9 protein-coding genes are annotated in these 16,877 nt (G+C 62.4%); 6 read left to right on the forward strand and 3 right to left on the reverse strand.

Annotated elements, in window-relative coordinates:
• The 6 genes from JFT44_RS11800 (at window position 1) to JFT44_RS11825 (ending at window position 6,778) form a co-directional block, all read left to right on the forward strand.
• A complete protein-coding gene (locus tag JFT44_RS11800; protein ID WP_057959477.1) occupies window positions 1-1,002 on the forward strand; it encodes an acyl-CoA dehydrogenase family protein in 1,002 nt (333 codons plus the stop codon).
• Window positions 999-1,757 (forward strand): PIG-L deacetylase family protein, encoded by a 759-nt coding sequence (locus JFT44_RS11805; RefSeq protein ID WP_057959476.1) that lies wholly within the window; start codon window positions 999-1,001, stop codon window positions 1,755-1,757. Before JFT44_RS11800 ends, JFT44_RS11805 begins: the two co-directional genes overlap by 4 nt.
• The gene (locus JFT44_RS11810) at window positions 1,754-2,353 is read left to right on the forward strand and encodes an SAM-dependent methyltransferase (protein ID WP_057959475.1); all 600 of its coding nucleotides are present in this window, start codon (window positions 1,754-1,756) and stop codon (window positions 2,351-2,353) included. Before JFT44_RS11805 ends, JFT44_RS11810 begins: the two co-directional genes overlap by 4 nt.
• On the forward strand, window positions 2,350-3,009 hold the full coding sequence (locus JFT44_RS11815; protein ID WP_057436603.1) for a glycosyltransferase family 2 protein: 660 nt from the start codon (window positions 2,350-2,352) through the stop codon (window positions 3,007-3,009). Before JFT44_RS11810 ends, JFT44_RS11815 begins: the two co-directional genes overlap by 4 nt.
• Window positions 3,010-3,192: 183 nt before the next feature.
• On the forward strand, window positions 3,193-3,954 hold the full coding sequence (locus JFT44_RS11820) for a PIG-L deacetylase family protein (RefSeq protein ID WP_057959509.1): 762 nt from the start codon (window positions 3,193-3,195) through the stop codon (window positions 3,952-3,954).
• A 247-nt stretch (window positions 3,955-4,201) separates the two neighbouring features.
• A complete protein-coding gene (locus tag JFT44_RS11825) occupies window positions 4,202-6,778 on the forward strand; it encodes an autotransporter outer membrane beta-barrel domain-containing protein (RefSeq protein WP_186625402.1) in 2,577 nt (858 codons plus the stop codon).
• A 9-nt stretch (window positions 6,779-6,787) separates the two neighbouring features.
• Here JFT44_RS11825 and JFT44_RS11830 read toward each other — a convergent pair whose 3' ends face one another.
• From JFT44_RS11830 to treS, 3 genes are all read right to left on the reverse strand, one after another.
• The gene (locus JFT44_RS11830) at window positions 6,788-10,525 is read right to left on the reverse strand and encodes a hypothetical protein (RefSeq protein WP_198830706.1); all 3,738 of its coding nucleotides are present in this window, start codon (window positions 10,523-10,525) and stop codon (window positions 6,788-6,790) included.
• A gap of 608 nt (window positions 10,526-11,133) precedes the next feature.
• On the reverse strand, window positions 11,134-13,362 hold the full coding sequence (glgB, locus tag JFT44_RS11835; RefSeq protein ID WP_198830707.1) for a 1,4-alpha-glucan branching protein GlgB: 2,229 nt from the start codon (window positions 13,360-13,362) through the stop codon (window positions 11,134-11,136).
• Window positions 13,363-13,508: 146 nt separating this feature from the next.
• A complete protein-coding gene (gene treS / locus JFT44_RS11840) occupies window positions 13,509-16,823 on the reverse strand; it encodes a maltose alpha-D-glucosyltransferase (protein ID WP_057959471.1) in 3,315 nt (1,104 codons plus the stop codon).
• Window positions 16,824-16,877: the final 54 nt, after the last annotated feature.

The following is a 16,877-nucleotide window of genomic DNA, read 5'->3' on the forward strand; positions in this document are numbered from 1 at the left end:
ATGGATTTACACGGGTTCCTGCAACGCAATCGTAAGGGTCTGGCCGATACCGAGGGCCTTGGTCAGACCCTGAGCGCCATGGTGGCGGCTGGCCTGGATCAATTGCCATTGCCGGGTGGCGGGCAGACCCTGCTGCGCTTCAGCCTGCTGGCCCAGGTGGCCGGGCACAACCTGAGCCTGTGCAAGCTGTTCGAAGGGCACACCGACGCGCTGGCAATCATGGCCGACCTCAACAGCGCGGCGCCGCCGGCGGGCAGCACCTGGGGCATGTGGGCCGCCGAACCGCCGACGGCACGGGTGCAGGTCAGGCGTGAGGGCTCGCAGTACCTGCTGCATGGCCGCAAGGCCTGGTGTTCCGGGGCCGGGGTGGTCAGCCACGGGTTATTGACCGCCTGGGATGCGCAGGAGCGCCAGCAGTTGGTCGCGGTGTCAATGGACCAGCCGGGGGTAACTGTGACCGCCGAAGGCTGGAACGCCGTGGGCATGGGCGCTTGCGCGAGTGTCGATGTGACGTTCGAGAACGCCGTGGCGCTGGCCGTAGGCGCCCCAGGGGATTACCTGCAACGCCCCGGCTTCTGGCACGGCGGGGTTGGTATTGCCGCCTGTTGGTACGGCGCGGCGCAGCGCTTGGCCGAGGCCCTGCGTGAACACTGCGACCAACGCGAAGAGCCCCATGCGCTGGCGCATCTGGGCGCGGTGGACATGGCCTTGTACGCGGCCGCTACGGTGCTGCGCACGGCTGCGCGGCAAATCGACGATCAGCCCCAGGCCAATGCCCAACTGCTGGCACGCCGCGCGCGGGCGGTGATTGAGGCGGCGGCCAACCAGGTCATCCATCACACAGGCCGGGCTTTGGGCGCCGGGCCTTACTGCAAGGATGAACACTTCGCCCGGCTGATGGCCGACTTGCCGGTGTACTTGCGCCAAAGCCATGCCGAGCGTGACCTGGCGGCCCTTGGCAAGCAGGTGGCGATCCAGTCCGGAGGGACGTGGCAATTATGAAAGCCAACCCCATTGTCGGCCAGGGCACCCCGCTGCGGGCCTGGCAAGGTTCAGCCCGGGTCGCCGGCCTGCCCGAGGTCAATGTGGCGCAATTGGTGCCTGATGGTTGCCGCGCCGTGATAATCGCGCCCCATCCGGATGATGAAGTGCTCGGCTGCGGCGGCCTGTTGCAAGGCTTGGCCGCGCTGGGCCGCGAACTGCTGCTGATCTCGGTGACGGATGGCTGTGCCAGCCACCCCGGCTCGCCCCGTTGGCCGCAGCAGCGTTTGCGCGAGGTGCGCCCGCAGGAGTCGGCCGAGGCCTTGCAGCGCCTGGGCTGGCATCAGCAACGCCTGACCTGGCTGCGCGGCGGTTTTAGCGACAGTCAGGTGCAGGCCCGGGAATCGGCGCTGACTGAATTTATCCAGCGGCACCTGCAACCGGACGATGTGGTGTTCACCACCTGGCGCGAAGACGGGCATTGCGACCACGAAGCGGTAGGCCGCGCCAGTGCCCAGGCGGCCTTGGCGGTCGGTGCGCGCTTGATTGAACTGCCGGTGTGGACGTGGCATTGGGCAACCCCCGAAGACCCACGGGTGCCGTGGCAGCGCGCACGCAAGATTGCCCTGGCGCCCGCCGTCGTCGCGCGCAAGCGTCATGCCCTGCACGCCTTCACCAGCCAGCTGGAAGGCGACCCCCAGATCGACTTGCCGCCCGTCTTGCCGCCCCACGTGCTGGAGCGGCTGTTACAACCTTTTGAAGTGGTGTTTGTATGAGTGTGGCCACGGCTTACTTCGACCAATTGTTTGTGGATAATGACGATCCCTGGGCCTTCCGCCAGCGCTGGTACGAGCAGCGCAAGCGCGCCTTGACCCTGGGACTGCTGACCAAGCCCCGCTATGCCTCGATTTTCGAACCCGGCTGCGCCAATGGCGAGTTGAGCGCCGAACTGGCGCCACGTTGCGCGCGTCTGCTGTGCTGCGACACCGCCGCTGCCGCAGTGAGCCTGGCGCAAGCGCGCCTGCAAGGGTTCGCCCATGCCCAGGTCGAGCAACGTCGCTTGCCTGCCCAATGGCCGGGCGGCAGGTTCGAACTGATCGTGCTGAGCGAGTGGTGCTATTACCTCGACCATGACGACCTGTGCCTGCTCGTCGAGCAGATCCTGGCCGCGCTGACCGACGATGGCCAGGTCCTGGCCTGTCACTGGCGCCCGGCTATCGACGGTTGCCCGCAAACTGCGGAACAGGTCCACCAGGTGTTGCACCAACGCCTGGGTATGTCCCGCCTGGCGCAGGTGGCTGACAGTGATTTCCTACTCGACCTGTGGTCTCGCGAAAGCGCCTCGGTCGCCCATCTCGAGGGCTTGCGATGATCGGCATTCTGATCCCGGTGCATAACGAAGAGGCGCTGCTGCCTGAATGTCTGAAGGCCGCGTTGATCGCCGCCAGCCATCCCGGGTTGCTCGGTGAAGAAGTGCAGATACTGGTGGTGCTCGACAGTTGTACCGACCGCAGTGCGGCCATTGCCGAGACGTTCGGCGTACACAGCCTGAGCGTCGAGGCGCGCAATGTCGGCCAGGTGCGGGGCATGGGCGCTCGGCACCTGCTTAACAATGGCGCCCGCTGGATCTCCTGTACCGATGCCGACAGTCGTGTTGCCACCGATTGGCTGGTGGCGCAACTGGCGCTGGGCGTGGATGCGGTGTGCGGCACCGTCACGGTGGACGCCTGGAGCGATGGTTTCGACCAGGCGGCGCAGATCCGCTATCACCAGTCCTACCAGGCCTGTGACGGGCATCGGCACATCCATGGGGCCAATCTGGGGGTCAGCGCTGGCGCCTATGTGCGGGCTGGCGGGTTCGAGCCCCTGCCCTGTCATGAAGATGTGCAACTGGTACGCCAGTTGGAGCGTTGCGGCGCAACCATTGCCTGGAGCCACGCGCCCCAGGTCATTACCAGTGCGCGCCTGGAGTGCCGTGCGCAAGGCGGATTTGGCGACTATTTGAAGGGGCTGATGCAGCCTTCCTGAAATAAATACGATTTTACCCGGCCGGAGCGCGACGAATCCCCGCCAATGAACAATACTCAGGTATGGCAATCCAGGATTCGGAACGCCAGCGTGCCGTACGGGCCTGGCGCCTGCGCGACAAAAAGGAGAGTCGACCCGTCAACGGGATACGACCTGCATCAAACGGACAAGGACGTGACATTGATCAAACCCGCCCCCCTGCACGACGGGCGCCGCGTGCCGGCGCAAATCTGGAACAGTGCGCCTCAGCTGGCGCAAATCCCGACCATCAGCCCTTCTCTGCTGGTGCCCCCAGGCTCACGCGTGGTGGTAGTTGCTCCGCATCCTGGGGACGAAGTGCTGGCCTGCGGCGGTTTGCTGCAGCTGTTCAGTGCCCTGGACTACCCTCTGAAGTTGATCTCGATCACCGACGGCAGTGCCAGCCATCCGGGCTCCAACCAATGGTCGGCGCAACGCCTGAGCGTGTTCCGGCCCCAGGAAAGTGTCGAGGCCCTGCGCCGCCTGGGCTTGCCCTTGCACAGCCTGAAATGGATCCGTGGTGGCTTTTGCGACAACGCCCTGGCCGCCCACGAACAGCCCTTGAGCCAGTTTATTGCGCGTTACCTGCAACCCGGCGATGTGGTGTTTACCACTTGGCGCAATGATGGCAATGACGACCACGATGCGGTTGGTCGTGCCACCGCCATCGCCTGTGCGCTGACGGGCGCGCGCCTGCTGGAGTTGCCGATCTGGGCCTGGCACTGGCCCGCCCGCGAAGCCGGGCGCATGCCCTGGCAGTGCGCGCGCAAGGTGCGCCTCGACACCTGGAGCGTGGCGCGCAAACGCCATGCCGCCCACGCCTACGCCAGTCAGTTGCTCGGCGACCCGCTGATCGGCCTGGCGCCCATGCTGCCACCGGTGTTGCTGGAGCGTATGCGTGAGCCCTATGAGATCGTGTTCCTGTGACACAGGTCTATACCTGTTAATTCTGACAGTGGCGGCCCTTCCCGGCGGTTGCTAACGTGGAACCAGCACTGCACAGGTTCAGGTGCAGTCGAGATAGCCATGCCAACCCCTTGCATTGGCGATGTTTTACGAAACAGGAAACCGGTTGTCCCTTATCGTTATCGTGCTTTTTTGCGTTGTCATGGTCCGGACCGTGCCTGCCCTTGGGGGCGGCGGGACGTCATCTTCCATCGAGCGAGGATAGATCATGAGCACACGGCGATATGTGCGGCGGTACCTGGGCGCCTGGCTAACCAGCGCGGCCCTGATGGGGACCTTCCCGCCAGCTACCTATGCGGCCTGTACCCCGGTGATCACTGCGGGTGACGACACCACCCTCTGCGACAGTGGCACAGCACCCGGTTTTACCGACCTCAATGGCAATAACACCCTCAGTCTTCCCAGCGGTGGTAATGGCGCGATCACCGGCACTGTCACGTTTGGCGACGGCCATGATCAGGTGGAAACCCAGTCAGGCAGCATGGGCGCCTTGAACATGGGCAATGGCGCGAATATTTTCCGCGCGGACCTCAATGCGGTGGTGGGTGCAGTGACCCAGGGCGATGGTGCCGACACGGTGCAGATCAGCGGCGGCACCGTGGGCGCGATCAATCAGGGCAACGGCATCGACAACTATGCGCAAAGCGGCGGGCGCGTGGCCAGCGTGGCCCAGGGCGATGGCCGCGATACGTTCTATATGAGCGGTGGCGAGATCGTCGGGGCATTCGAGGATGGCGACGTGGCCACCCAATCCGCCGGCACCATCGGCCGGGTGGATATGAAGCTCGACAACAACTTCTACACCCTGCTCGGCGGGCGGATCAACGGCAACCTGGTGACTGGCTTTGGCTTGGACACCATCGCTGTTTCCGGGGGGTATATCGGCGGCAACGTCAGTGTCAGCGGTGGCGACGACCTGTTCACCCTGACCGGCGGCGTGGTCAATGGGCAGGTGCTGATGAGCTTCGGCAACGATCAGTTCAACTGGATCGGGGCAGGCACGATCAATTCAGCGGTCAATATGGGCGCGGATAACGACAGGGCATTGCTGCAAAACCTGACACAGGCCCTGCTCTCTTCCACGCCCCTGGTCGATGGCGGCGTGGGCACCGACACCCTGGTCTTCGATAACACCCAGGCAGCCACCGCAGAACGCTACGTCAACTGGGAAACGGTCAACCTGGACAACGGCTCGCGCTTTACCTTGGCGCAGGATTTCAAACTGGGGGATAGCGGCAGCGGTACCGGCAGCTTGAATATCGACGGCAGCAGTGTGCTGCTGGTCAGCCAGGGGGCCATCAGCCCATTCACGGCCGGCCAGTTGGCAAGCCTCAACAACAGCGGCCTGATCGACATGACAACCGGCAGTACCGGCGCCACCGACAGCCTGACGGTAAATGGCACCTACACCGGCAACAACGGGCAGATGGCGCTGCAAAGTGTGTTGGCCGGCGATGGTGCCGCCAGTGACAAACTGGTGGTGAACCAGGGCTCTCTACTGGGCACCACGACCCTCAACGTCAGCAATCTGGGCGGGGCCGGCGCCGAGACCTTGAGCAACGGCATCCAGGTGGTCGAAGCGCGCAACGGTGCGACGGGCAGCGACCGGGCCTTCAGCCTGGCAGGCGGTTCGGTGTCCGCCGGGGCCTTTGAGTACTTCCTGTTCAAGGGCGGTGTCAGTGCCGGTTCCGAACAACAGTGGTACCTGCGCTCAGCCATTGTCGCGCCTCCCCTGCCCGAGCCGGAGCAGCCCCCGGTGCCGTTGCCGGTGCCTGGCGAAGGCACGCCGGTTGACTTGCCAACGCCGGTGCCCGGTGAACCGCCGATCCCGATCTACCGCCCCGAGGTACCGGTGTATTCGACGCTGTTTCCGGCGGCGCAGCAGACCGTCCGGGCCATGCTCGGGACCTACCACGAACGCATGGGCGATCAGAGTCGCCAGACCGCCACCGGCTCATTCCCGGCAGGCTGGGGCCGGGTTTACGGCAGCAGTAGCCGCCAGACCTACGCCGGCACGGTCAACCCACGGTTGGACGGTTCGGTCAGCGGCTTCCAGGTGGGCAGCGATGTCCATGCCTGGACCACTGGCAATGGCCAGACCCAGCGGCTGGGCTTCTTCGTCGGGCATAGCCGCCTGAGGGGTAATGTCGATGGGTTCAACCGCGGATGGCAGCACCTGGATGCTGGCAACACCACATTACGCGGCGACAGCCTGGGCCTGTATTGGACGTTGCTCGACCCGTATGGCTGGTACGTCGATGTGGTGCTGATGGGCACCCGCCTCAATGGCAGCAGCGAATCCGATCGGGGGCTCAAGCTCAAGACCAAAGGTCACGATGTGCTGGGCTCGGTAGAAGCCGGCATACCGCTGCAGGTCGGGCAACACTGGGTGTTGGAGCCGCAGGTGCAACTGATCGCCAATAAAACCAGGCTCGATAGCCAGAATGATGGGGTGTCCAAGGTCGGGTTTTCCGCGGACACCGCCATCACCACCCGGCTCGGGGCCCGATTGCGCGGCAGCTATACCCTGGCCGCGATGCCAGTCCAGCCCTATATCCGCACCAACCTCTGGCACGGTGCATCCGGGACCCATCGTGTGCGATTCAATGACGCCACGGACATTGATACCGAGCAGAAATCCACCACCCTGGACCTGAGTGCCGGCGCCACGCTGCAGGTTTCCAGCAGTGTCAGCGTGTATGGCGAGGTGGGTTATGCGCGCAACCTCGACAGCAATGCACTGGATGGGCGCAAGGGCACCCTGGGCCTCAGGATGGAGTTTTAGCGCAACGGATTATTGGAACACCTGGGCTTCACCATCGACGGTGGCGCTTATCCAGCGTGGGTCCATGGGGTCGCTCCACACCGAGCGCGGCGGCGTTCCTCCATCGCTGATCAGGATGCGTCTGCCAGACTGGCTCCACTCCTGCATCCGCGCCTTGAACTGGGCCGGGTAGTCTGCCGCCCGGCAGGTGATACCGGCCCAGGGGTCGACGACCCATGCCTGATCCCACTCCGGCCCCACAAACCCTTTACTGCGGGGCTGGCCCGGGGGCCCGCCGACGACCGCGAAGGTATGTCCTTTGACTTGCGCGATACGGGCATTGCCGCCACTGGCATTGATCGTATCAACGGCGACCTTGGCCATCTGGTCACAATTGCCGGCGCCGGTCTTCAGGACCATTTCGGAATAATTGGGCGCCCCCGTGCGGGTGTACAGCCAACCCACCACTTCTGTGGCCGTGGCGTTGCGCGTGGCCTCACCGGCAAGCCCGGGCACCTGTTGATTGGCTGAGCGAATGCCCGTGGCCTGAAACTGCTCGTCTACCGCTTTTCTCGCACCTTCTGCATACACGCGGTTCTGTTGTTCAGCCGGCAACTGGGCGAAGTCAGCAGGCTTGTTGATCGGCGCCAGGCGGATCGGTTTGGCCGCCACTACCACATGTCCGGGGTTGTTTCCCGATGCGTACACCGCCATCAGGACTTCGCGTTGTTTCTCGGGGGACAGACCCTGCAGTACGCTGGCAAGGTGGTTGATTTCGGCAGGTGACATAGGCTCGTCGGCGACGATTTTCTTGATCAGCGTCTCCAGGCTGGGCAGTACCACCAACTGATTGTCCGGGAGCCCCTGCGCCGCGAAACCGTAGATATCCTTGTATTGGTCGTAGAACTTGATGAATTCGACATCCAGCGCATCACTGCGGGTCATCCGGTGAAAATCCAGTTGCCCGTTGCCTGTCAGCTCAGCGTAATAGTGCACGCCAGTATCAGCCTCGACCACCACGTACTGGTGGCCATTATGGTTGACCTTGACCCCCCTGATGACACGCTGGTCATTACTCAGGTCGCTGATCGCATCCATCTTGACCACCACCGTTTCCTGGTTGATCGCCCGGGGCACACCAAAATCGTCATAGCCAAAATCCGCTTCGTTGACCACGCTGCCGGTCGTGCGAGGTTTGTAGGTCACAGGTCCTACACTCGCCATCGGTAGCAGCTCCTGGTTGCCCGCCTCATTGACGCGGTAACGACGGTGCTCATGGATGACCGTGCGCGGCCCTTTTCCTGGGCCGGCCCGCGGGATCAGTCGGCGATGCTCGAGTGCTTGTGCGTCCTGAAAGACCGGCGTGCCTCCTGGCTCGATCTGTTTGGTGTAGCACAGGTCATTCAGGTCCCGCTTGGATCGCCGGCCCCCGCCGCCACAGCTCATCACCAAACCTTCAAGCGGCTCGGTATCCTCCGGGCCGCCCAGTTTGATCAGGCTGTCGGGCTTTTTCGGGTTATAGCGATAGACATCATCACCGATAACCAGGTCGCTGTACGTGTGCCGATGCAGGACTCGGACCTGGTCACTGGAGAGGCCTTCGGGGACCCGCAAGGTCAGGCCCTGCGCGACGGGCCTGGGGGTCAGGGGGATCTTCGGGGTAATGTCGTAGCGGCCTCTGCCGGGCAGTTTAAGGAAGCCGGATTGCTTGACCTTGGCAATACCGGCCTGAAGATTGCTCAGGCCCGCGCGCCCAGACTTCATGAGCCTGCCCCCCAAGCCATTGATCGCGGGCATCACCGGGTCAAGCGGGTTGAGATTGTGCGCCACGGAAACCGCGAACTTCTTCACCAGGGGCAGAAATTTTGGCAGCAGTGCCCTTACGCCAATCTTGCCGGCCGTGGACAGGAGGCGCACCGAGCCCGCGGCAAACTTGCCCGCCGGCCCGGCGAAGGTCAGCAGGCCGTCGACCACCAGATCCTTGATGCCCTCCTTGGTATTGCCTTTGACCAGGTTTTCGATGCCACTCCAGAACGGAACAACCATCTGACCGACGCCTTTGACCCGATCCCAAAAGGCGTCGTCGTTTTTATGGGCCGCGCTTTCCCGGGCCGGGTCCGACTCCGCCCACTGCTTGAGCGTGGTTTCATCGACATAAAACAGATCCGTGGTAATGGCCTTGGCGATCTCCACTGAGCGTTCGGACGCCAGGGTGTGCGGCACCGCACCTGTCGATGGATTGCTCGCCGCTGAAAAGTGCGCGAGCTGTTGCGGTACCACGATGGAAAAGCTCTTGGGTTTGGGGCCTTTGCCGGCCTTGTAATCCGTCCACTGTTGCTTGAACTCGGCCCTGCTGTCGGGGCGGGTGTGGCGGACTACCAGCTCTTCAGAAGGCTCACCCTCAGCGGAATGGTCAATTGAAATGAAATCCTTGCCATAGCGTTTATCGGTGGGGTTGTAGGACTCCAGGATCGGCTTCAAGTCGTCGCGCCGCCGGGCGATACCCTTGACCGGATTCACTTCGTAGTAGCTTGTCTCGCCCTTGTATTTGGCTTTGAGAATAAACGCCGGGCGTGTGACAGCGGCCTTTTTCTCCTCGGCGGTTTCATTGGGGCTGCCGGGTTTTGTCCGCAGGGCATACAGCGTTACGTCACCCCGTTCAATCGCCTCGCGGTCCTTTAGCGGCAACTGGGTCAACTGGCTGCGGACAAGCGTTCCGTAGGCGACCTTGGTATCGGCCAGGTATTTGTCAAACGCCCCCTGGAACTGGCCTTCATCATAAACAGGGTATTGATAGTTGACGTCCGAGGGGGTGATTTTCTCACCACTCATGTGCCTGTACAGAGCAAAAACAGGACTGATCAGGCTCAGCACCTCGGTCCGGGAAGTGCCCTTCTGCATCCGTTCGAAATAGTCTTTGCGCATCGGCACATCGGCCGCCATCTGTTGGGTTGCCGCGACCACGCTATCGATATGGGCGTCCAGTGCAGTGGCTGCCTTATTTATATCTTCCTGCGAATAGCTTTCCTTCTGTGGGAGCACCCCTTGCGTCACCGCCCACGCCAGAACCGCCGGGGTACGGGTCGAGGTTATGAGCGCCCACTCACCGTCCGTTGTAGCTTGCTCGCTGAGCTTGCCAGGCAGATCGACCAGTTGTTGAAAGCCCATGCGCCGCGACGAGCCCGGCGCGATCGTTTCAGCCAGACTGACGCCTTGCTGGAAGTTCACCCACACCGCCGACCCTCGGTAAGGTAGATCCGCTGGCGTATCACGCACGGCAAAGTCGGGCGGGAACAGGGGTTGCAGAATATAGGCCGCCAGATGGGCCTGATCCCCGGAAAGCTGCCTTGAATCGACCAGGTGGTTCCTGAACGCGGACTTTATCGACGGGTAGCTTTGGCCCCACTGGTCACTCGAGGCCAGATTAAAGCCGGCAACCTGCCCGGGTTTGCGCGTCTGCAGCGGGTCCAGGCTCAAGGCAAGGGACTTGAGCAACAGCTTGACCTTGACTTCGGGCGTTATGACGCCATCGAGGGGGAACTCGGCCCCGCCCAGGGTTTTTAACAACTGCTGAACCCGTTCATTGGCCTTGGGCGATTTGAGTATCAGCTCCAGCACGGCGGCCGGCGTGCCCTGGGCTTTTTTCAGGGCCTGGGGCGGGAGGTCTTCGGTCAGCTGGCTGAGCAACGGTTTTTTGTACTTGGCCTCTTGCTCGGCAACCCAGGTCTGGATAGCGGGCTCATTGCGCTTGTCCAGCAAGCCATCCATGTCACTGGACGGATCACCCAGGCCCAGGCTGATTTCGCTACGCGCATCTTGCGCAGCGTCAATCGCCGCTTGCACCTGCTCCGGTGTCTTGGGGTTGGAGGGCACTATCCCGTAAAACGCGAGCATGTTATCCAGCCGATTGGTCCCCGGTTGGGTCGAGCCATTGGCGGGTATCAGCGGCGAGTCTTTGTTGAGAAACAAGCTTTTATTGACGACGGCATTCGGGGTTTGCAGCGCGTGCAGCACCCGCAGTATTTCGTCCAGATCACCGAGCTTTCCCCGCACGTGCACCTGGTGTGAGGGAGTCGCTAGCGCAGGCGGTTGCACCAGCGTCAGGCCGGCACTGCCTTCGCTGGGTGGTGGCGTGTCGGAGCGTGACAAGGTGGGAGCAGCAGGCGCAAATCGTGTGTTGAGGTGGACAGGCGTCATGATGGTTCGTCTCTGGCAGTGATACACAGGCACAGCGACGAAACGAAGGGGGACTGGGAAACTGCGCCTGATCGCTGACATCCTTGTGTGGCGCACACGTAAGAAAATGTTCCAGACGGTTTGGTAACAGCGTTGGTCAGGCCATCGTGGTCAAGCCACGATGGCCATGCGGCGCGCCTTTACTCCCGGCGCAGAATCAGTACCCCCAGTGGCGGCAGATTCAACGCCAGCGACACCGGCTGCCCATGGTGCGGCTCGGCGAGGGTGAACACTTCACCGCCGTTGCCGTAGTTGGAACCGGAATAGGTGTCGGCATCGCTATTGATCACCTCCTTCCAACTGCCGGCAAACGGTACCCCCACCTTGTACGCCTCGCGGGGCACAGGGGTGAAGTTGGCCACCACCAGCACCGGCTTGCCGTCCTTGCTCCAGCGCAGCCAGGCATAGACGCTGTTGATTGCATCGTCGCCAATCAACCACTGGAAGCCTTGCGGTGCGTCGTCTTGCTCGTGCAGGGCCGGCTCTTCGCGGTACAGGCGATTGAGGTCGCCCACCAGTTTCTGCACACCCCGGTGTTCCGGGTACTGCAGCAGGTACCAATCCAGTTGCTGGTCGTGGTTCCACTCACGCCATTGACCAAACTCGCAGCCCATAAACAGCAGCTTCTTGCCCGGATGCATCCACATAAAGCTCAGGTAGGCCCGCAGGTTGGCGAATTTTTGCCACCTGTCGCCGGGCATTTTGTCGATCAGCGAGTGTTTGCCATGCACCACCTCATCATGGGAGATCGGCAGCACAAAACGCTCGGACCAGGCATACACCAGGCCGAAACTCAGCTCATTGTGATGATGGGCGCGGTACACCGGGTCCTGCTGGATGTAATGCAGCGAATCGTGCATCCAGCCCATGTTCCACTTGTAGTTGAACCCCAGGCCGCCCTGCTGGGTCGGCTGGCTGACGCCAGGCCAGGCGGTGGATTCCTCGGCGATTACCAGGGCGCCGGGAGCTTCCAGGGCCACTACATCGTTGAGGTGGCGCAGGAACTCAATGGCTTCGAGGTTCTCGCGCCCTCCGTGGCGGTTAGGCACCCACTCCCCGGCCTTGCGTGAGTAGTCGCGATACAGCATCGACGCCACCGCATCCACCCGCAGGCCATCAATATGGAAGTGCTTGAGCCAGTGCAATGCCGACGCCAGCATAAAACCATGGACCTCGGTACGCCCCAGGTTGTAGATCAGCGTGTCCCAGTCCTGATGAAAGCCTTCCAGCGGGTTGCCGTATTCGTACAGCGCGGTGCCGTCGAACTGGGCCAGGCCATGGGTATCGGTAGGAAAATGCGCCGGCACCCAGTCGAGAATGATGCCGATATCCGCCTGATGGCAGGCGTTGACGAACGCGCCAAACTCGTCGGGCGAACCAAAGCGTGCGCTGGGTGCAAATTGCGACAACGGCTGGTAACCCCAGGAACCACCGAACGGATGCTCCATGATCGGCATCAGTTCGATATGGGTGAAACCCAGTTGCTGCACATAGGGAATCAGCCGCTCCCCCAACTCGCGCCAGCCGTATTGGCGCGACACTTCGCCCAACTCGTCCAGCTCGCATTGCCAGGAACCGACGTGCAGTTCGTAGATTGACAGGGGCGCACTCGGCGCCTGGCGTTCGCCCCGGGTCTGCATCCAGGCTTCGTCCGACCACGCCACTTGCAATGGCGCGGCGACCTTCGACGCCGTGTCGGGCGGTAACTGGGTGGCCAGGGCCATGGGATCGGCCTTGAGCGGCAGGATCCCGGTGGCGCCGAGAATTTCGTATTTGTAGGCCGCGCCCGGTTGCAGGCGCGGGATAAAGATTTCCCAGACCCCGGCGGGATGCCGCAGACGCATCGGGTGGCGGCGCCCGTCCCAGATATTGAAGTCGCCCACCACCGAGACCCGCCGGGCATTCGGCGCCCACACGGCAAAGCGCACGCCCTGGATACCATCGACGCTCGTCACTTGGGCGCCCAGGCAATTGCTCAACTCGCGGTGATTGCCTTCGGCAAACAGGTACAGGTCCATTTCCCCGAGCAACTGGCCGAAGCTGTAGGGGTCTTCGGTGATTTGCTCGCCGCCGGCCCACTGGATCTTCAGCAGGTAGCTTTGGCGTGTAGAGAAATGCCCGATAAACAAGCCGGGAACCGGGGTGGCATCCAGGCTGCCAAGCCCGTCGCCGCTGTCACGGGCCAGCACCTCGACACTCAAGGCCTCAGGCAGGAATGCGCGGATAACCTGGCCGCCCTGCTCATCGTCGTGGGGGCCGAGGAGCGCAAACGGATCCGGATGTTCGGCGCGCACCAGGGCTTCAATATCCTTGGGTGCCGGCATGACCGCGAATTTCGATTGCAGCGGTTCTTTATGTGTAAAGCTCATGATTTCTCCCACCGCTTGTGACACTAAGGATCAAATGTGGGAGCTGGCTTGCCAGCGCTGGCGCAGTGTCAGCTAACGCCGCCATCGTAGCCTGGCGACAGCTCGACAACTCCTACATTCGATCTGCTTTGTTTTGACGTACGCCTTTAACGCCCGTCCAGCAACCCGTGCAATCCGCGCAATGGCACTGCCAGCCAGGTCGGGCGGTTCTCTGCCTCGTAGGCCACTTCATACGCCGCCTTCTCCAGGCTGAACAATGCGAGAGCCGCTTCTGCTCCTTTGGCATCCTGCCAGTCATGCGCCAGTGTAGACGTAGCCTGTTGATACGCCTGGATAAATGCCTGGCGCGCTTCAGTCAGGTAGCGATCTACCACGCGTTGGCGCGAGGCATCGGTATCGGCCGAGTGATCCAGCCCTTGCCCTTGCACATTCAGGGCCATGGCGGCGGCGTAGTCGAACGAACGCAGTACGCCGCTGACGTCCTTGTACGGGCTGTGCTTGCCTCGGCGCTCGTGCAACGGCCGCGCGGGCTCGCCCTCGAAGTCGATCAGATAGGCATCGCCCTTGACCACCAGGACCTGGCCCAGGTGCAAATCCCCATGGACCCGGATGCGCAAGCCGCCCATCGTGGCTTTTGCCAAGGCCTGCACATGGCTGGCAATCGCCTTTTTCTGTGCCAGCAGTTGAGTGACCAACCCCTGGTCGGCGGGGTTCAATTGGTTTTGATGCTGTTTGAGCAGTTGCAATGCACGCTCGATCTGCGCGCCCACCTGCTTGGCCCAGCCCTGGCTGTCCTTGACGGTAGTGACTTCGGGCTGGAAGTCCGGGTTGGTGGTTGGCGCGGCCAGCACGTTGTGCATTTCCCCCAGCCGTTGCCCGAGCAGCCCGGCGAAATCCGCCAGTTCGCCGAGGGCGTTGTAGTGTTGTTCCTGTTCGGAAATCGCTTCGGCCAATTCATCGCGAATCGCCCGTTCCAGGTTGTTCTGGGTCCAGCCCCAGGCATCGCCCTGGTTGCTGAGATAGCCCTGGGCAATCATCAGCAGGTTGTCCTGGCCTTCGGCATCGCGGCGGATCACCGAACCCAGCAACGGCGAGATATGCGCGTAGCCGGCGGCGGTCAGGTAGGCGCCCATTTCCAGTTCCGGATGAATCCCGGTGCTGACCTTGCGGATCAACTTCAGCACCAGGCTTTCGCCGACCACCACCGAACTGTTGGACTGCTCGGCCGCCAGGTAGCGCACTTGCAACTGGTCGCCCAGGGGCAAGTCGGGCAATTGTGGGGTCGGCTCGAAACGGATCTCCCCATCGCTGCTGGTAAGCACGGTCTCGGCGCGCAGGCCCTCGATCACCGCGCGGATGAAGCTGTCGAGGCTGAACGCATCGGTGATCAGGCCCACCTGGCGCACCCGGCGTACCCGTGCCAGGGCCAGTTGCTGCGGCAAGGCGCTGCTGAACTGATCTTCGCCCAGCAGGCCGAAGGGCAACTGATAACGGCTGGTCTGCCCGCCGCTGGTCACTTCAATCTCACTGAGCAGCACCGGATGCTGGGCATCGCCAAAGCGCACGCCATAGGCGATATGCACGCGGTCGATGGTTGAGTCCTTATTGGCGAACCAACGCCGATTGGCCAGCCAGCTGGGCAGTGAAGTCTGCTCCAGAGTGGTGCGGCACGGCGCTTCGAGCAATTCTTCGAGGCGTTTTTTCAAGACCAGGGTGGTGAAGTCCGGCAGACTCTGGGCCGGCTCCACATGCCAGCTGGGCATCTGGTTTTCCGCGGCCAACACAAACCAATAGAAGCCGTAGGGTGCCAGTGTCAGCAGGAAATTCAGCTGACCGATGGGCGGGAAGGCATTGCCGCCGAGCATTTCCACCGGAACCATGCCGGCAAAGGCCGACAGGTCCAACTCCGCCGCCTGGGCGGTACGCGACACGTTGGCCACACACAGGATGATTTCCTGTTTGCCGTCGACGCCGGTGTACTCGCGGGTGTAAGCGAGGATCCGGCGGTTGCTCGGCGAGAGCATTTTCAGGGTGCCGCGCCCGAACGCCTTGGACTGCTTGCGGATCGCCAGCATGCGCCGCGTCCAGTTCAGGAGGGAATGGGGGTCCTGGGCCTGGGTTTCGACGTTGACCGACTGGTAGCCGTAGAGCGGGTCCATGATCGGCGGCAGTACCAGGCTGGCCGGGTCGGCGCGGGAAAAACCACCGTTACGGTCGATGGACCATTGCATCGGCGTGCGTACGCCGTCGCGGTCGCCCAGGTAGATATTGTCGCCCATGCCAATTTCATCACCGTAATACAGGGTCGGTGTGCCAGGCATGGACAGCAACAGGCTGTTGAGCAGCTCGATGCGGCGGCGGTCGCGCTCCATCAAGGGCGCCAGGCGTCGGCGAATCCCCAGGTTGATGCGCGCGCGGCGATCGGCGGCGTAGTAGTTCCACAGGTAATCGCGCTCCTTGTCGGTGACCATTTCCAGGGTCAGCTCATCATGGTTGCGCAGGAAAATCGCCCATTGGCAGTTCGCGGGAATTTCCGGGGTCTGGCGCAGAATATCGGTGATCGGGAAGCGATCTTCCTGGGCCAGGGCCATGTACATACGCGGCATCAGCGGGAAATGGAAGGCCATATGGCATTCGTCGCCGTCGTCGCCCTTCTGGTCGCCAAAGTACAGCTGGGTATCTTCCGGCCATTGGTTGGCTTCGGCCAGCAGCATGCGGTCGGGGTAGTTGGCGTCGATTTCGGCACGGATCTGCTTGAGCACATCGTGGGTTTCGGGAAGGTTTTCGTTGTTGGTGCCGTCGCGCTCGATCAGGTAAGGAATCGCGTCCAGGCGAAGGCCGTCGATGCCCATGTCCAGCCAGTAGCGCATCACCGACAGCACGGCCTTCATGACTTGCGGGTTGTCGAAGTTGAGGTCCGGCTGGTGGGAATAGAAGCGGTGCCAGAAGTACTGGCCGGCGACCGGGTCCCAGGTCCAGTTGGACTTTTCGGTGTCGAGGAAAATGATGCGGGTGCCGTCGTATTTCTGGTCGTCATCGGACCACACGTAGAAGTCCCGGGCACTGGAGCCAGGCTTGGCCTTGCGCGCGCGCTGGAACCACGGATGCTGGTCCGAGGTGTGGTTGATCACCAGCTCCGTAATCACCCGCAGCCCGCGCTTGTGCGCCTCGGCGATAAAACGCTTGGCGTCGGCCATGGTCCCGTAGTCGCTGTGCACACCACGGTATTCGGCAATGTCATAGCCGTCGTCACGGCGTGGCGAAGGGTAGAACGGCAGCAGCCAGATGGTGTTCACGCCCAGGTCGGCGATGTAGTCGAGTTTGGCGATCAGCCCGGGGAAATCCCCGATGCCGTCGTTATTGGAGTCGAAATAGGATTTGACGTGAACCTGGTAAATCACCGCGTCCTTGTACCAGAGCGGGTCTTTGATAAAGGTGGCAGCCTTGGGTTTCTTCGCCATTGGAAACTCCTGGAAAATTCAAGAAAACTTACAGACTGGACTGGATCAATGTGT

This window comes from Pseudomonas sp. MF5691 (assembly GCF_016405645.1).
GTDB classification, from domain to species: domain Bacteria; phylum Pseudomonadota; class Gammaproteobacteria; order Pseudomonadales; family Pseudomonadaceae; genus Aquipseudomonas; species Aquipseudomonas shahriarae.